Annotated in this window: 19 protein-coding genes; 1 reads left to right on the top strand and 18 read right to left on the bottom strand. The window is 55.3% G+C overall.

Annotated features, from left to right (window positions below; genetic code table 11):
• Positions 1-75: 75 nt before the first annotated feature.
• On the bottom strand, positions 76-420 hold the full coding sequence (locus G5149_RS03195; RefSeq protein ID WP_005353650.1) for a Grx4 family monothiol glutaredoxin: 345 nt from the start codon (positions 418-420) through the stop codon (positions 76-78).
• Positions 421-708: 288 nt separating this feature from the next.
• On the opposite strand from G5149_RS03195, the gene sodB reads away from it, so the two are divergent.
• Entirely contained in the window at positions 709-1,293 is a 585-nt protein-coding gene (sodB, locus tag G5149_RS03190) for a superoxide dismutase [Fe] (protein ID WP_005334664.1), read from the top strand.
• Between the two features lie 112 nt (positions 1,294-1,405).
• Here the strand turns inward: sodB and G5149_RS03185 are convergent, their stop codons facing one another.
• The 17 genes from G5149_RS03185 to G5149_RS03105 all read right to left on the bottom strand — a co-directional run bounded on the left by G5149_RS03185 (position 1,406) and on the right by G5149_RS03105 (position 15,162).
• The gene (locus tag G5149_RS03185) at positions 1,406-2,218 is read right to left on the bottom strand and encodes an MlaA family lipoprotein (RefSeq protein WP_216951790.1); all 813 of its coding nucleotides are present in this window, start codon (positions 2,216-2,218) and stop codon (positions 1,406-1,408) included.
• 86 nt (positions 2,219-2,304) lie between these two features.
• Complete coding sequence (gene ccmI, locus G5149_RS03180) at positions 2,305-3,573, bottom strand: c-type cytochrome biogenesis protein CcmI (RefSeq protein WP_421211541.1); 1,269 nt, start codon at positions 3,571-3,573, stop codon at positions 2,305-2,307.
• Complete coding sequence (locus G5149_RS03175; protein ID WP_005344009.1) at positions 3,570-4,049, bottom strand: cytochrome c-type biogenesis protein; 480 nt, start codon at positions 4,047-4,049, stop codon at positions 3,570-3,572. Before G5149_RS03175 ends, ccmI begins: the two co-directional genes overlap by 4 nt.
• An 11-nt stretch (positions 4,050-4,060) precedes the next feature.
• A complete protein-coding gene (locus tag G5149_RS03170; RefSeq protein ID WP_005344005.1) occupies positions 4,061-4,591 on the bottom strand; it encodes a DsbE family thiol:disulfide interchange protein in 531 nt (176 codons plus the stop codon).
• Complete coding sequence (locus G5149_RS03165) at positions 4,588-6,543, bottom strand: heme lyase CcmF/NrfE family subunit (RefSeq protein ID WP_421211539.1); 1,956 nt, start codon at positions 6,541-6,543, stop codon at positions 4,588-4,590. Before G5149_RS03165 ends, G5149_RS03170 begins: the two co-directional genes overlap by 4 nt.
• A complete protein-coding gene (gene ccmE / locus G5149_RS03160) occupies positions 6,540-7,031 on the bottom strand; it encodes a cytochrome c maturation protein CcmE (protein WP_005344003.1) in 492 nt (163 codons plus the stop codon). The genes G5149_RS03165 and ccmE overlap by 4 nt, the downstream gene beginning before the upstream one ends.
• Positions 7,028-7,234 (bottom strand): heme exporter protein CcmD, encoded by a 207-nt coding sequence (ccmD, locus tag G5149_RS03155; RefSeq protein WP_005344002.1) that lies wholly within the window; start codon positions 7,232-7,234, stop codon positions 7,028-7,030. Before ccmD ends, ccmE begins: the two co-directional genes overlap by 4 nt.
• Positions 7,235-7,236: 2 nt before the next feature.
• Positions 7,237-7,977, bottom strand: coding sequence for a heme ABC transporter permease (locus G5149_RS03150; RefSeq protein ID WP_005344000.1), 741 nt, complete (start codon positions 7,975-7,977; stop codon positions 7,237-7,239).
• 172 nt (positions 7,978-8,149) lie between these two features.
• Positions 8,150-8,818 carry a heme exporter protein CcmB gene (gene ccmB, locus G5149_RS03145; protein ID WP_005343998.1) on the bottom strand — a complete coding sequence of 223 codons (669 nt, stop codon included), beginning with the start codon at positions 8,816-8,818 and terminating at the stop codon, positions 8,150-8,152.
• A 5-nt stretch (positions 8,819-8,823) separates the two neighbouring features.
• The gene (ccmA, locus tag G5149_RS03140) at positions 8,824-9,459 is read right to left on the bottom strand and encodes a cytochrome c biogenesis heme-transporting ATPase CcmA (RefSeq protein ID WP_005343996.1); all 636 of its coding nucleotides are present in this window, start codon (positions 9,457-9,459) and stop codon (positions 8,824-8,826) included.
• Positions 9,460-9,751: 292 nt separating this feature from the next.
• Positions 9,752-10,129, bottom strand: coding sequence for a DUF2802 domain-containing protein (locus tag G5149_RS03135; RefSeq protein WP_216980226.1), 378 nt, complete (start codon positions 10,127-10,129; stop codon positions 9,752-9,754).
• A gap of 28 nt (positions 10,130-10,157) precedes the next feature.
• Complete coding sequence (locus G5149_RS03130) at positions 10,158-10,646, bottom strand: chemotaxis protein CheW (RefSeq protein ID WP_005343991.1); 489 nt, start codon at positions 10,644-10,646, stop codon at positions 10,158-10,160.
• A 69-nt stretch (positions 10,647-10,715) separates the two neighbouring features.
• Positions 10,716-11,588 (bottom strand): chemotaxis protein CheW, encoded by an 873-nt coding sequence (locus G5149_RS03125; RefSeq protein WP_337072577.1) that lies wholly within the window; start codon positions 11,586-11,588, stop codon positions 10,716-10,718.
• Positions 11,585-12,379 carry a ParA family protein gene (locus G5149_RS03120; RefSeq protein ID WP_139473739.1) on the bottom strand — a complete coding sequence of 265 codons (795 nt, stop codon included), beginning with the start codon at positions 12,377-12,379 and terminating at the stop codon, positions 11,585-11,587. The genes G5149_RS03125 and G5149_RS03120 overlap by 4 nt, the downstream gene beginning before the upstream one ends.
• 4 nt (positions 12,380-12,383) lie before the next feature.
• A complete protein-coding gene (locus G5149_RS03115; RefSeq protein ID WP_216979256.1) occupies positions 12,384-13,304 on the bottom strand; it encodes a flagellar motor protein MotB in 921 nt (306 codons plus the stop codon).
• 2 nt (positions 13,305-13,306) lie between these two features.
• Positions 13,307-14,044, bottom strand: a complete 738-nt coding sequence (locus G5149_RS03110; protein ID WP_005343988.1) for a flagellar motor protein — start codon at positions 14,042-14,044, stop codon at positions 13,307-13,309.
• A 2-nt stretch (positions 14,045-14,046) separates the two neighbouring features.
• Positions 14,047-15,162, bottom strand: a complete 1,116-nt coding sequence (locus tag G5149_RS03105; protein WP_216979258.1) for a protein-glutamate methylesterase/protein-glutamine glutaminase — start codon at positions 15,160-15,162, stop codon at positions 14,047-14,049.
• Positions 15,163-15,176 lie beyond the last annotated feature (14 nt).

The following is a 15,176-nucleotide window of genomic DNA, read 5'->3' as shown; positions in this document are numbered from 1 at the left end:
TCAGTTGCTTGCCTGCCAGAACCGGGATAATAAAAAAGGAGCCGATGTGGCTCCCTATCGACAACACAGGACCGATTACTCGGCTGCTGCATCATCTTTCTTGTACTTGGCAGCAGTCTCTTTGATCAGAGCCTGCAACTCGCCAGCCTGGAACATCTCGATCATGATGTCACAGCCACCGATCAGCTCACCTTCAACCCACAGTTGCGGGAAGGTCGGCCAGTTGGCGAATTTTGGCAATTCGGCGCGGATATCCGGATTCTGCAGGATATCAACGTAGGCAAACGGCTCGCCGCAGGACATCAGAGCCTGGGAGGCCTGGGCAGAGAAGCCACAGCTGGGTAGCTTGGGGGAGCCCTTCATGTAGATGATGATGGGGTTGTCAGCCAGCTGCTGCTTAATCTTTTCAATAGTTTCCATAGGTGCCTCACTAGAGCGATTTCGGCGGCCATTCTACTGCAATCTTGCCCGAGCACAAACTGACAAAGGGGTGACCCGGCTCGAATTGTGCAAAGAACCCACACAGGATTGATCGCGATCATGGCGCCAATCAAGAGTTGTTAGGCCATCTTTGATACTGCTACAATCCCTTGGCTTTGGGCTACCCAGCCCCATCATTTTAAAAACAACTCTTTTCACATATAGAAAAGAGTACGCAATGTCTTGCAACCGTCGCCTTCGCACGGTCCAGCCAATGGAGAGTAGAAAATGGCATTCGAACTTCCCGCTCTGCCCTATGCAATCAACGCTCTGGAACCGCACATCTCCCAGGAAACTCTGGAATATCACCACGGCAAGCACCACAACACCTACGTGGTCAACCTGAACAATCTGGTGCCGGGTACCGAGTTTGAAGGCAAGTCTCTGGAAGAGATCATCAAGACCTCCAACGGCGGCATCTTCAACAACGCCGCCCAGATCTGGAACCACACCTTCTACTGGCACTGCCTCTCCCCGAATGGCGGTGGCGAGCCGACTGGCGCCCTGGCTGATGCTATCAACAAGGCATTCGGCTCCTTCGCCGAGTTCAAAGATGCCTTCACCAAATCAGCCATCGGCAACTTCGGTTCCAGCTGGACTTGGCTGGTGAAAAAAGCTGACGGCTCTCTGGCTATCGTCAACACCTCCAACGCTGGCTGCCCGCTGACTGAAGCCGGTACCACCCCGCTGCTGACCGTTGACCTGTGGGAGCACGCCTACTACATCGACTTCCGCAACCTGCGTCCGAAGTACATGGAAACCTTCTGGGCTCTGGTTAACTGGGAATTCGTGGCCAAGAACTTGGCTGCCTAATCAGCCTCGCTTGCCAAAACGCCCCGCACTGCGGGGCGTTTTTTTATATCTAGATGGCTGCGTAAATGAAAGAGGCGCCCGCAGGCGCCTTTTACATATCGAGATAGCCAGTTTACTGGTCCAGCTCGTCCATGTATTCATCCAGATTGGCATCGTCGGCCTGCTCTTGCTGAGACGCTTTCAGCTCGGTCTGCTTGCCCGTCACCTTGCCCTGGTTATATTGCAGGTAGAAGTCCTTGGTTAGCGCATAGGGGTCGAGGGAGTTGTCGATGATCCGCTCCTGATCGATCAGCTTGGCGCGATTGCCCAAGCCATCCAGAACCCAATGAGTAACCCTTAACGGGATAGTCAGCAAGGCATAGGGGAAGTAGATGGTGTCAATGGTGTCACCAACCAGCTCCCGAGTGGTGGTCGGGCCGTAGACAGGCACCATGATGTAGGCACCATTACCGATATCGGCCCTGCCCAGCACTGTGTCCATCTCCAGCTTGTTGCGCTCGAGACCGGCATGTTTGGCCACATCGAAGATACCCAGCAGACCAACGGTGGTGTTGAGGGTAAAGCGCCCCAGGTTGGTCCCCGCCCCCTTCAAATCACCGGTGATCAGGTGGTTCACCATGCTGCTCGGTTCATCAAAGTTGGCAACAAAGTTGGCAATGCCATCCTTCACCCCCACCGGAATATAGCGAGCGTAAGCATGTACCACAGGACGTGCTACATAGGGCTCCAGCACATCATAATTGACCGCCCACATGGCACGGTTTGCTCCCTGGAAGGGATCACGCGGGTCGGCCGCCGTACTGGTGGCGCCCGGACGATTCATACCGGGATTGAGATCCAGACTCTCTGGGCCAGGCTTGGGCGGGCCACCGGCACAACCAGCCAGCAAGAGGGCTGCCAGTATGGCCCCTGAACGAAGATACATATGATTGTCCTGACGTTTTATTTTGATTTATCAGAAGTATAGATAACCCGGCCCCTATCAAGGAGCCGGGTTATTCAAAGGACATATTAGAGGGCGTGATCGATACGGATGTCAATCGGAGCAGTAGGGGTCTCGGCCGTCTTGACCGGCACGGATACCCCTTCGAAGGCTCCTTCCTTGTTCATCACATTGCCACCGCGGGAGAGACGTGCCTTGAACTGCAGTTCTGGATACGCTTCCAGCTTGCTGCCCTCCATCATGGCGTCACCATCCCCCAGTGAAAGGGTGACAGGCAGGGTTGGCCCAGCGATACGTTTCACCGCGATGGGCATGGGTGGTCCGTTGGGCACCACGGCAAAGACGAAGAGGTGAGCATCTTCCGGCATCTGGATGCCCGCAGCCAGCGTGATGTGGATGGGGAACTCTCCCTCATTAACGTCAGACTGCTTTACCTGCTCTGTTCCCGTTTTGGCTGCGCCTGAATTCGTCACCTCTATGCCACGCTGCTTGAGCTGCGTGCGGGCATACTCAATGGAGCGCTCAACCATCACATAACGGGGAGAGCCTTTTTCCATCAAGGGCAACATCGCCTGCCAGCGATCGAGGGCGGTCTGGAAGTCCTCTTTCTGCAGCGCTATAAAGGCATAGACGGAGCGCGCCTCGATATTATCAGGCTCCTGCGCGATGGCTGCACGCAGCAGTGCATCGGCCTGCACCTCCTCCCCCGTCATCATCAGCGCTTGGGCATAGGGCACCGCCACCAGCGATTTCTGGGGAGCAAGCTTGTAGGCACGCGACAGCGCATCGTTGGCCATCTCGGGATCATTGCCATCCAGTGCCAAGCGCCCCAACAGCAACCAGCCTCGATAGTCGTTCGGTTCATCCTTGAGGCGGGTACGCAGTGCCAGCGTGAAGTCGAGCAGATCCTGCTCGGTTACCTTGGCATCGCGCTCAACCAGTATTCGGTTGCTGAGCTCGCCAAGACGGCTGCTGGCGTCTTGCCAGCGGCTCACCTCCTGCCATGAACCCAGCTTGTAGTAGATTCCCAGACTCACCACCACCAGCACCAGAACACCCGGGATCCAGCTCAGACTCTTGCCACTGCGGGCGGTCTGCTCCACATCGGGAATATCATCCAGCAGGCTGCGCTGCAACTCGATGAGCGAATCGGGCTCCTCGGCAAGCACACCCTGTTCTCGCTCCTCGCCGATCTCCAGCAAGCGCTGACGATAGAGCTGTTTGTTGAGCGCCGAACGACTGATGCTCTGGTTCCCCTCACTGCGCCACAACGGTAACACCAGAGCCAGACTCACCAGCACCAGCAGGGCCGCAATCACAATCCAAAAGGCGGTCATTGTTTCTCTTCCTCTTTGAGCAGCTCGGCCAGGCGACGCTGCTCTTCATCGCTCAGGGTGCTATCCACAGGCTCTGACGTTGCCGCAGAGCGTCGGCTACGTATCACCACCACGCCGAGACCGATAACGATCACTAACAGCGGGCCCAGCCAGAGGATCAGGGTCGAAGCCATCAGGGGCGGGTTATAGAGGATAAAGTTGCCATAGCGGGCAACCATGTAGTCCACGATCTCCTCTTTATTCTTGCCCTCGCGCACCATCTGGTAGGTCTTGTCGCGCAAGTCCTTGGCCAGCCCCGCATTGGAGTCGGCGATATCCTGGTTCTGGCACTTGGGGCAGCGCAGCTCTTTGGTCAGTTCGCGAAAGACCTGCTCCTGATTGTCGTTTTCGAAGGTGTAGACATCGATAGCAGCCATGGCCGGCGCTTGTACCACCCATCCCAGCAACAGTAGCAGGGAAGCAATAAACACTCTCATCGAAACACCCCTCACTTCATGGCATCAAAGATGGGTTTGAGGGTCGATACCCAGTTCTGGGGGTTGATATCCCCCACGTGGCGATAACGGATTATCCCCTTGCTGTCGATAAAGAAGGTTTCCGGCGCGCCGTACACCCCCAGATCAAGCCCCAGCATGCCGTCCGGATCATAGAGATTGACCTGATAGGGGTTGCCCAGCTCAGCCAGCCACTTGATCGCCTTGGCGCGTTCATCCTTGTAGTTCATGCCGATAATGGGGATCCCCTGCCCTGCCAGCTGTTTGAGGTAAGTGTGCTCGCCATAACAGGTAGGACACCAGGTAGCCCAGACGTTGAGCAACATGGGCCGGCCGGTCAGAATGGTGCGATCATGCTGTTTACCCAGATCGTAAATGTCCTGAAGGGTAAATACCGGCACCTCCTTGCCCACCATCACGGATTCGAGTTTGGTGGGATCGGAGTAGAGCCCTTTGAACAGGAACACAGCCCCCAGCAAAAAAACGATAAAGGGAATTAGAAACAACCAGACCTTTTTGTTCATGCCTTGGCTTCCTCCTCACGACGGCCGAAACGGTAACGCTTGTCCAGCATCGCCAGCACGCCACCGATAGCCATAAAGACGCCACCGAACCAGATCCAGCGCACGAACGGCTTGTAGTAGATCCGCACAGCCCAGGCATTATTGTCTAGCTGCTCGCCAAGGGCCGCATAAAGATCTCGCGTGAAACCGGCATCAATGGCCGCTTCGGTCATCGGCATCCGGGTCACTGTGTACATCCGCTTCTCGGGTTTGAGCAGGGCTACCTGTTTGCCATTCTTGTGTACTTCCAGCACGCCTTTGAAGCCATCATAGTTGGGGCCATTCTTCTCCTTGATACCGGTGAAGACGAACTCGTAATCAGCAAAGTGCACCCGATCACCCGCCTGCATCCGCAGATCCTTCTCGATGCTGTAGTTCTGGGTACAGGCGATGCCTATGATGCTGACTGCCAGCCCCACATGGCCAAGGATCATCGCCCAGTGACTGTTGCCAAGCTTGCGCACACCGACCGCAAAATGGTGCTTGTGGGTGGCCCGCACCCAGGTCTCCTGCAGGCTGGTAACGATGATCCAGACCCCCAGACCAATCCCCACCGCCGCCCACGGCTTGAAGGTTTCGGCCAAGAGCAGCGGCAACAGCAGGGCTGCAGCCAGGCTCAGCACCAGCGCAAGGATCACTTTGCCCTTGAGCTCGCCAAGCTCCTGGCGGCGCCAGCGAAACAGCGGACCAACCCCCAGTAGCAGAGCAAACGGAATGATCAGCCAACTGTAGATATGGTTGAAGAAGGGGGTACCGATAGAGATGCTCCCCAGCCCCAGCTCCTTGTGCACCAGCGGCAGCAAGGTGCCGAGCAGCACAGTCAGCAGGCCAGCCACCAGCATGATGTTGTTGGCCAGCAGCAGGGTTTCACGACTCCACAGCTCATGCTTGCCGTGGCTTTTCACCTGCGAACCTTTGAAGGCAAACAGCAGCAAAGATGAACCGATCACCGCCAGCAGGAAGCCGAGAATAAACAGGCCGCGGGTCGGGTCGGAGGCAAACGCATGCACAGACACCAGCACGCCGGAGCGCACCAGGAAGGTACCCAGCAGGCTCAACGAGAAGGCCGAGAGGGCCAGTAGCACGGTCCACGCCTTGAAGGTGGCGCGCTTCTCGCTCACCGCCAGCGAGTGCAGCAGGGCCGTACCCGCCAGCCAGGGCATGAAGGAGGCGTTTTCTACCGGATCCCAGAACCACCAGCCGCCCCAACCGAGCTCGTAGTAGGCCCACCAGGAGCCCAGCACGATGCCGAGGGTCAGGAATACCCAGGCCGCCATGGTCCAGGGGCGCGACCAGCGGGCCCAGGTTGCATCGAGACGACCGGTCATCAATGAGGCTATGGCGAAAGCAAACGCCACCGAGAATCCCACATAGCCCATGTAAAGCATCGGTGGATGGAAGATCAGACCCGGATCCTGCAGCAGCGGATTGAGGTCGCGGCCATCGACCGGAAAATAGGGCAAGGTGCGGGTGAAGGGATCAGAGGTGAACAGCACGAACGCGGTGAAGCCGACCGAGATCAGCCCCAACACGCCAAGCACCCGCGCCACCGCATCGAGCGGCAGACGGCGGCTGAACATGGCCACCGCCGCAGTCCAGCCGCCCAGGGTCAGCACCCACAGCAACAAAGAGCCCTCATGGGCGCCCCATACAGCGGAAATGCGATAGACAAGCGGCAGCAGGCTGTTGGAGTTAGTGGCCACATACTGCACGGTGAAGTCGTTGTCGATAAAGGCCCAGGTCAGGCAGAGAAACGACAGCAGCAGTAACAAAAACTGGGCATAGGCGAGCGGACGCGCTGCCGACATCATGCCAAGACGCCCCCAACTTGCACCAAGCAGCGGATAGCTACCCAGCAACAGAGAGGTCGCAAAGGCCAGGATCAGCGCAAACTGTCCTAATTCCGGGATCATGGCTTATTCCCCTTCAACTGCGCATCAGTGTATTCCGGTTTGAAGTGCATGCCACTGGTGGCATCGGCCACTTCTGGCGGCATGTAGTTTTCATCGTGTTTGGCCAGTACCTCGAAGGCTTCGACCGTGGTGGCATCTTTGAGAGTTCCTTGCGCCACAATCCCCTGCCCCTCGCGGAACAGATCCGGGAGGATGCCATCAAATTGCACCATCACCTGATGACCACCATTGTCGATCAGGTTAAAGCTGACCTTGAGGCTGTTCGGATCACGCTTGACTGTGCCGGGGACCACCAGACCACCAATGCGCAGGCGCTGCCCCTCTTCCGGTTTGATCTTGTCCGGCCCCTTCCCTTCCACCAGCTCGCTCGGGGTATAGAAGAGGTCGATATTCTGACTGAGGGCGTAAAGCACCAGCCCGCTCACGGTAGCGAGGCCCAGCGTGATGGCCAGAATAATGGTGAGGCGTTTTTTGCGTCTCGGGTTCATAGGGTGTTCTCCATCTGCCGAGCTGCCTTGCGACGGCTCTCGCGTGCCTGCTTGCTGCGTAACTCATTAAACAGACTACGGGTTTTCATACGGGTGGAAATGATGATACCGACCAGACAGAGCAAGGTCAGTCCGAAGGAGAGCCAGACGTAAAAGGCGTAACCGCCCATCGCCAGAAAGTCACTGAATGAGGCAAAGTACATGCTTACTTCTCCTGCTCGGCAATCTCTTGAACCCAAGGGCGATGCCACTCCCGCATCAAGAGCTCGTTTCGAAAACGCATCAGGGTAAGGGCCCCGAGAAAGGCAGCAAACGCCAGGATCATGATGAGTAATGGCCAAAGCATCTCGGGAGAGATAGAGGGTTTGTCAAACTTGGTAATAGTGGCCCCCTGGTGCAGGGTATTCCACCACTCAACCGAGTAGTGAATGATGGGGAGATTGATCACCCCGACCAGCGCCAGAATGCCGGCGGCACGGCCAGCAACAACCTTGTCACTGAAGGCGTTGTAGAGGGCAATCACGCCAAGATAGAGAAACAGCAGGATCAGCTCGGAGGTGAGCCGTGCATCCCACACCCACCAGGTTCCCCACATGGGTTTGCCCCAGGCTGCACCGGTAAACAGTGCAATAAAAGTGAACACGGCACCGACAGGAGCAATAGCCGCCACTGTCATGTCCGCCATCCGCAGTTGCCATACCAGCCCGATAAAGGCTGCCACAGCCATGGTAGAGTAAGCTCCCATCGAAAGAATGGCGGAAGGAACATGGATATAGATGATCCGGAAGGAGTCACCCTGCTGATAATCGGCGGGGGCAAAAGCCAGCCCCCAAACAGTGCCGATGATGAACGACAGCAGACTTATCACGGCAAACCAGGGTAACAAGGTTCCTGCCAACCGATATGCCCGTTCGGGTTTAGCGTAAGGGTGCAACCATTTCCACATAACTCACAAACCTTTTTGTTATTAATTGTTTGGCGAGGCCTAAACATACTGACCTCGGGATAACATCAAATACCTCGAAAGCAATAAGCGGCAATCCGCTTGATCCATCGCAACTTTATTTCAGGAAAAGAAAGCCCCACACGAAACCACACTGCGTTCTACCAATAGACCATCAGTTAAGACTGACCCTCAAGGCAGCCGAAACGGCCAGTGGCGTTAGCGTCAAGGCACCAACCATCATGGCGGCCAGAATGGCAAGCTGACCGCCATAGGGCAAGCCCATCCCCGCCGCATCAATAGCAGAGGTAGCAAAAATCAGCACCGGAATATAGAGCGGCAGGATCAGCAGACTGAGCAGCACTCCACCTTTGCGCAGTCCGACCGTAAGGGCTACACCGACCGCACCGAGCAGGCTCAGCACCGGAGTGCCGAGTGCCAGAGTGGCGACTACCGCCAGATAACTGTCCATATCCAGCGACAGCAAAATCGCCAGCAAGGGCGAAATCAGCAGCAGCGGCAATCCAGTCAGTAACCAGTGAGCAATCACTTTGGCCAGCGCCAGCAACCCGAGTGAATGGGGCATCAACATCAGCTGCTCCAGCGAACCGTCGGCAAAGTCGTCGCGAAACAGCCGCTCCAGCGACAGCATGGCCGCCAGCAAAGCCGCAACCCAGATGATGCCGGGAGCAATGCGAGCCAATAACTTGGGCTCAGGGCCGATACCGAGTGGGAACAGGGTGATGACAATAAGGAAAAACCAGAGCGGGTTAAGAATGTCTGCACGCTGGCGCAAGGCCATCAATAACTCGCGGTGGATCAAATGCATGACGGCACGCAACATCGAAACTACTCCTGCAGCAAGGGCGTAAGGGAGAGGGTCTTCAGTCGCCCCTGCATCAGCGTCATATCCTGATGAGTGGTGAGGATTACCATCCCCCCCCGCTCGGCATGAGCCAGAAACAGCCTCTCCAGCACCTTGACCCCCTGCTTGTCAATGGCGGTAAAGGGCTCATCCAGGATCCAGAGAGCCGCTTTGTCACTGAGCCAAAGCCTGGCCAGAGCCACCCGGCGCTGTTGACCTGCCGAGAGCTGCCCGGTCGGGTTCTCTTCAAAACCGGCCAACCCAACCTGGGCAAGCACCTGCCACAAATCGACCGTCTGCCGGGACACATGATGCAGCTTCTGGTAAAAGGCGAGATTTTCGAGCGGAGTCAAAGCAGCTTTGACCCCGGGCTGATGACCGAGATAGAGCAGATTGGCATGGTACTCATCACGGCAATGGCGAATATTTTCACCATTCCAGCACACTTCACCGGCAAACGGCTGAGACAGCCCAGTCAGCAGGCGCAGCAGGCTGGTCTTGCCTACCCCGTTGGGACCTTCAATTTGCACCAGATCACCGGGAACTACCGCAAAGGAGAGATGTTCAAACAGAGTGCGATCTTCACGCACGCAGCTCAGATTGTTAACTTGAAGCAGCATGGAGATTTTTTCAGAGAAAATGAAGCGGCCTGCATCTTAACACAGTATTGGAATACGTCTTTTCCAAGATGCCCATCATCCACTGTTTTTGTGGAGAAGATCGCGCATAAGAGAAAATAGGCGGGAAAAATGATGACAATCAACGACTTCAAAATACATCAAATCGAAAAGATTAATAAAAAATCATCTTAAAACATAATAATTCAATCATCTCACTGTACATCGCGCTACATCAGAGAGCTGTATGCAAGGAGCAGAAAAAATTCAGGAAGGCGACTGCCTCCCTGAATAATCAAGAGCGACCTTTTCGCAACGATATCAAGAGCTCTGCTTCTGCCTTTGGCAACTCACACTCACTCATGACTTCATCAAGATCGGCGCCCAGTTCGACCATCTTAGCCGCTCGACTGTAGAGCCTGCGTTCGGGATCTTGCATGGTCAGTTCTTGCTGGCGTTCATTGACCTGCTGCATCGCGCCTTCTACCGACTGTAACCGCTGTCCCATGCCAATGGAGCCGCTATGAAGCTCCATCATCTGTTTGCGCAAGCTTTCCAACTGACCTTGCAGCGTTGCCACACTGGCCTCGGACTCCTGCTTGCTACGCTTGCTCTTGAACCAGTTATAAGAGGCAAACACCAAGGCAATCAGGGACACCCCCAAGGCAACCATCTCGATTATCAAAACATCACCTTATTTGTCAGAGGGAACCGATATCTTCCCACTCTTCATCGGAGAGCAGCTTGTTCAAGTCAACCAGGATCAGCAGTTGACCGTCACGGTTGCTGACTCCCTGAATGAACTTGGCACTCTCTTCGGTTCCCACGGCCGGAGCCGCATCGATTTCGGAAGATTTCAAATAAACCACTTCCGCCACACTATCGACCATAATGCCAATCACCTGCTTCTCGGCCTCGATGATAACAATACGGGAATTTTCGCTCACATCACCGGAAGGCAGACCGAAACGGGAACGGGTATCGATGACAGTCACCACATTGCCACGCAGGTTGATGATCCCCAGTACGTACTCAGGCGCACCCGGCACCGGTGCAATTTCGGTGTAGCGCAACACCTCCTGAACCTGCATCACATTGATGCCGTAGGTTTCGTTTTCCAGTTGGAAGGTTACCCATTGCAGCACTTCATCTTCGGCCAGATTCTGTGCGATATTGCGCTTTTCTGTCATGTTTTTATTCCTTTTATGAAAACGTCTACTGCTAAAACTAGCAATAAAACAGCTCGATTGCAGAAGTTATCAGCGACCTTCTATGTTAACCCCACGCTCCAGCAACAGGAGCAGTTCGCGAACGTGTAACAGGGCACACATTTTTTCTTTGACCATGCCCGCCAACCAGGGGCGCTTACCCTCCTGATGGCGCCATTTCACCTGGTCACGGTGTAACAATTCAGTTCCTTTGAGATGATGACAAGCCAGCCCCCAAGGGGATTCACCCAGCATAATCAGATACTTGTAATCATCCATCTCCAAATGCTGACCCGGCATGACCCATTGGGCTGTATCGACCACATTCATCTTCTGCTCGCGGGAGGTCATGATCCCCTTGTACCAACCAGGCTGGCCAAACAGGGAGGTGATCTCGCCAAGCTGATGGATACCACCGAGTTCGGTCAGCGGCACCGCAAACGTCACACCCGCAACTTCAAAAAAGAGGGCCTGAAACTCTTTACCGGTATCGATATTTTCCCAGGTAACAGGTTCACTGGATTCTACCGGAGCAACCTCCTGCGCAGTCTCGGTCAAGATAGTAGTATGGGGCTCCGCAACCTCAGGGAACAGCATCTCAGCAGGCCATTCAGGCTCGACAGGCAATAGTGACTCCTCGGCCACAATCTCCAACGGAGCGGTGAGTGTTACCTCTTGGGTGAAAGCATCATTCTCAAACTGGACTTGTCCCACCTGAGCCAGCAGTTCGCTAAGTTGAGCAAGACGTGGATCGCTTTCGAGGTAAGGTGCAGCGACCACATCAGGGGCGATCTGGGGCTGACGCTGCAACTGCAGCACCGGGGCAGATTCAACGTCTTCCACCTCATCCATGACCATCGGCTCATCGAGCAGCAGGGAGTGGAAATAGTCATCCATCGCCCGTACTTGAATGGTATCTCTCATGCCATCACCTCATGAACCCGTTGCCGCTCAAGGGCATCCAGATGGTTGAGCAGCGTTTCATATGCATAGGTTCCACGACTCCCGGGAGAATAGATAGACGGGGGGATATGCAGCAAGCTGGCATCCCGAAACTTGGTATCAATAGGGATCACCGCATTCCATACTGAATCTCCATATTGATCCTTAATCGACTTCAAGGTCATCAGAGAGGCACGGGTGCGCTTGTCGAACATGGTCGGGATCACGGTATAACGGAACTTGTCACGCTTGGAACGCTGCATGATCTCAAATGTTTTCATCATCCGCTCCAACCCCTTGAGGGCCAGAAATTCGGTCTGGACAGGCACCAGAATGCGATCGCAGGCAGCCAGCGCGTTGACCATCATCACCCCCAGCACTGGCGGGCAATCGATCAGCACGTAATCATATTGATCCTGAATGCGCAGCAGTGCCCGTTTCAGTACCAGTCCCATCCCCTCACGATTGCCCATCACCCGATCAAGGGTCGCCAAGGTAATAGATGCTGGCAGTAAGTTGATATTTTCGAATTTGGTCTTGAGCGTCAGTTTATTGACAAGCTCGGCTGTCGGTTTGACTGCTTGAAACAACTCATAGAGGGTTCCATCCAGGCGATCTGAATCAAAATCAAGATATGCAGTCAGCGAAGCATGGGGGTCGGTATCAATCAACAGCACCCGCTGGCCACGCTGGGCCAGGATCCCCGCAAGCGAGACCACTGTGGTGGTTTTACCCACACCACCTTTCTGGTTGGCAACCGTCCAAACAATCACTGTATCAGTCCTGCCTTGTTGTTATGCGTATGCCACCACCGGGCAAGGTGATCACCTTTATCTCTCCTGCATCCACCGCCTGTTGTACAGCAGGAACCGGTTCAGCAACTACCGTAGGCGTTGCAACCACAGGTGCCGGCGGCACCCAGGCAAATTTGGAGATAGCGACCACAACCTTGCGATTCTGCAGTCTGCCCTGCTCGCTGCCGTTGTCAGCAAAAGGGGAAAACTCGCCATATGCCTCGAACGCCAGACGCTGGGGGGCGATCCCATCGGCAATCAAGCCATTGAGGACCGCCTCGGCCCGAGCAGCAGAAAGCGCCCAGTTAGAACGATAAATTTCATTATTTATCTGTTGGTTATCGGTATAACCCCGAACCCTTACATAGTTATCGACCGGTTTGAGAATACTTGAAAGAGTATTAATGACCGGTGCGGCGTTTGGCCCCAAAAAGGCACTGCCGCTGCTAAACAACAAGCCGGAACTGAGTTCAACCGTCAGCCAGTTCTCGTCTTGCGTCAGTTTGACGATACCGGCATCCACCAGCGAGCCCATGCTCTGTTGCAACTGCATATCGAGTTTTGCAAGTGTCGCGCCATCTTGCAGCACTGGCACACCAGAAATGGGTGCAAGTGAAGGAGAGGAGGATGCTGGGCTTTCCAGCAACGATGGAGAGGCAGATACCGCGTTATCCAGCAGGGAATTACCCTGCCCTTCAAGCAAGCTATTGCCGCCAGACTGCATGACACTGAACGCCTGGCTCATACCATCAATCACCGCGCGATACTTGTCCTTGTTCACCAGCGCAACAGAGTAGAGCACTACGAACAAGGCAAAGATCAGCGTCATATAATCGGCATAGGAGACCAGCCAACGGTCAAGATGCTCGCGACCCTGCAAGTGCAACCGATAGCGCTTGCGCATGGCTACTCTCCTTTCAAATAGGCCCTGAGCCGGCGTTCAACCTGCAAGCCGTTTTCACCATGGGCGATAGCCAGCAGCCCTTCCAGGGTCATCTCCTGAAAGAGTGCATAGTGATAGTGAAATGCGCGTAACCGATTGGCGATAGGCAGGTAGATGAGGTTGGCAAACCCCACTCCATAGATGGTTGCCACAAATGCCACAGCTATCCCCGCCCCCAGTGCTGACGGGTCTTCGAGATGAAACATGGCCTGGATCAGGCCCAGCACGGCACCGATGATCCCGATGGTCGGACTGTACCCCCCCATGGCTTCAAATACTCTGGCGGCATGTTCATTGCGCTCCTGCTCGATATCGATGTCCGCTTCCAGCAGCATCCGGATATCCTCTGTGGATACCCCATCGACAATCATGCCGAGCCCTTGACGGGTAAAGTTGTCTTCCTCCTGCTCGGCCTGATTTTCAAGGGCCAGCAGCCCTTGCTGGCGCGCAAAGACGGCCCATGACTGCAACCGTTCGGCCTGTGTGGCGAGATCCTGGCGGGGAGGGGTAAAAATCCATAACAGCTGGCGCAACGCCAGCAGGATGTACTTGGCTGGAGTCTGCAACGTGACGGCACCAACGGTACCACCCAGCACGATCAGAAAAGCGGGGCCGTCCACCAACGTCAACAGGGAGCCGCCATGCCACAGTTGGGCAATGGCAATCGCCCCCAATGCCAGGAGCAGACCGAGCAAGCCCATGATTAGCGCCCCAACTCAACCAGAATACGCTGGGCCACCTTGTCCAGAGGGAGTGATTCGCTGGCAATCCCCGCTTTGGCTACCGCTTGGGGCATACCATATACCACGCAGGAAGCCTCATCCTGAGCCCAGATGGTTGATCCCTGCTCTTTCAGCAGTCTGGCGCCATCACGGCCATCAGCCCCCATACCGGTCAGCACAATCGCCAATACCTTGTCGGCATAGGTTTTGGCCGCAGAGGCAAAAGTGATGTCCACACAAGGCTTGTAATTTACCTTGTCGTTGCCATCCACGATGCGAATGCGGGCCCCTGCACCACGACCTTCCAGCAGCATCTGTTTGCCACCTGGAGCAAGATAGGCATGCCCTGGTTTAAGCACATCGCCATCTTCCGCTTCCTTGACGCCAATCTGACATAACCCGTTGAGACGGGCAGCAAACGCGGCGGTAAAAGTGGCTGGCATATGCTGGATAAGCAGGATGGGATGGGGAAAATCCCCCGGCAACTTGGTCAGTACATTTTGCAAAGCAACTGGTCCGCCGGTAGAAGTGCCGATTGCCACCAACTGATAACTCTTGCCACTGCGCTTGAAGGAAGCACTTGGCACAGTGCGTTGCAGGTCAGGCTGACGATCAGGAGTTCTGGGCGCAGTGCTTCCCAGCGGAGCACGAATAACCGGTTCAGGTGCTTTGGGACGGGCAGCGGATGTCATCAGGAAGCGCTTGCGGGAGATCTCCTTCACCCGCTGTTGCAACAGTCTGACTGCTTCGTCCTTGTCTCTGGCAATGTCCTCAAATTTCTTGGGCAAGAAGTCGAGAGCACCGGCGTCCAGCGCGTCCAGTGTCGCCTTGGCGCCTTCATGAGTCAGGGATGAAAACATCAGAATGGGGGTTGGGCACTTGGCCATGATCTCCCGCACCGCACTGATGCCATCCATCACGGGCATCTCGATGTCCATGGTGATCACATCAGGACGCAGCGACATCACCTTGTCCACTGCTTCACGTCCATTCTGGGCCGTATCAATCACCGTCAGCATGGGATCCTGATTAATGATCTCGCTCACCCGACGGCGAAAGAAGCTCGAATCGTCGACAACTAATACCTTGACTGCCATTGTTGTTTTTCTAA

It is taken from the genome of Aeromonas sp. 600479, assembly GCF_049175515.1.
GTDB lineage: Bacteria > Pseudomonadota > Gammaproteobacteria > Enterobacterales > Aeromonadaceae > Aeromonas > Aeromonas veronii_A.
Note: the sequence above shows the minus strand (reverse complement) of the source record. Positions and strands in the feature narration are given on the sequence as shown.

Coding starts and splice junctions, on each gene's coding strand:
- G5149_RS03195 (WP_005353650.1), bottom strand. CDS start 420: ATGGAAACTATTGAAAAGATTAAGCAGCAGCTGGCTGACAACCCCATC.
- sodB (WP_005334664.1), top strand. CDS start 709: ATGGCATTCGAACTTCCCGCTCTGCCCTATGCAATCAACGCTCTGGAA.
- G5149_RS03185 (WP_216951790.1), bottom strand. CDS start 2,218: ATGTATCTTCGTTCAGGGGCCATACTGGCAGCCCTCTTGCTGGCTGGT.
- ccmI (WP_421211541.1), bottom strand. CDS start 3,573: ATGACCGCCTTTTGGATTGTGATTGCGGCCCTGCTGGTGCTGGTGAGT.
- G5149_RS03175 (WP_005344009.1), bottom strand. CDS start 4,049: ATGAGAGTGTTTATTGCTTCCCTGCTACTGTTGCTGGGATGGGTGGTA.
- G5149_RS03170 (WP_005344005.1), bottom strand. CDS start 4,591: ATGAACAAAAAGGTCTGGTTGTTTCTAATTCCCTTTATCGTTTTTTTG.
- G5149_RS03165 (WP_421211539.1), bottom strand. CDS start 6,543: ATGATCCCGGAATTAGGACAGTTTGCGCTGATCCTGGCCTTTGCGACC.
- ccmE (WP_005344003.1), bottom strand. CDS start 7,031: ATGAACCCGAGACGCAAAAAACGCCTCACCATTATTCTGGCCATCACG.
- ccmD (WP_005344002.1), bottom strand. CDS start 7,234: ATGTACTTTGCCTCATTCAGTGACTTTCTGGCGATGGGCGGTTACGCC.
- G5149_RS03150 (WP_005344000.1), bottom strand. CDS start 7,977: ATGTGGAAATGGTTGCACCCTTACGCTAAACCCGAACGGGCATATCGG.
- ccmB (WP_005343998.1), bottom strand. CDS start 8,818: ATGTTGCGTGCCGTCATGCATTTGATCCACCGCGAGTTATTGATGGCC.
- ccmA (WP_005343996.1), bottom strand. CDS start 9,459: ATGCTGCTTCAAGTTAACAATCTGAGCTGCGTGCGTGAAGATCGCACT.
- G5149_RS03135 (WP_216980226.1), bottom strand. CDS start 10,129: ATGGTTGCCTTGGGGGTGTCCCTGATTGCCTTGGTGTTTGCCTCTTAT.
- G5149_RS03130 (WP_005343991.1), bottom strand. CDS start 10,646: ATGACAGAAAAGCGCAATATCGCACAGAATCTGGCCGAAGATGAAGTG.
- G5149_RS03125 (WP_337072577.1), bottom strand. CDS start 11,588: ATGAGAGATACCATTCAAGTACGGGCGATGGATGACTATTTCCACTCC.
- G5149_RS03115 (WP_216979256.1), bottom strand. CDS start 13,304: ATGCGCAAGCGCTATCGGTTGCACTTGCAGGGTCGCGAGCATCTTGAC.
- G5149_RS03110 (WP_005343988.1), bottom strand. CDS start 14,044: ATGGGCTTGCTCGGTCTGCTCCTGGCATTGGGGGCGATTGCCATTGCC.
- G5149_RS03105 (WP_216979258.1), bottom strand. CDS start 15,162: ATGGCAGTCAAGGTATTAGTTGTCGACGATTCGAGCTTCTTTCGCCGT.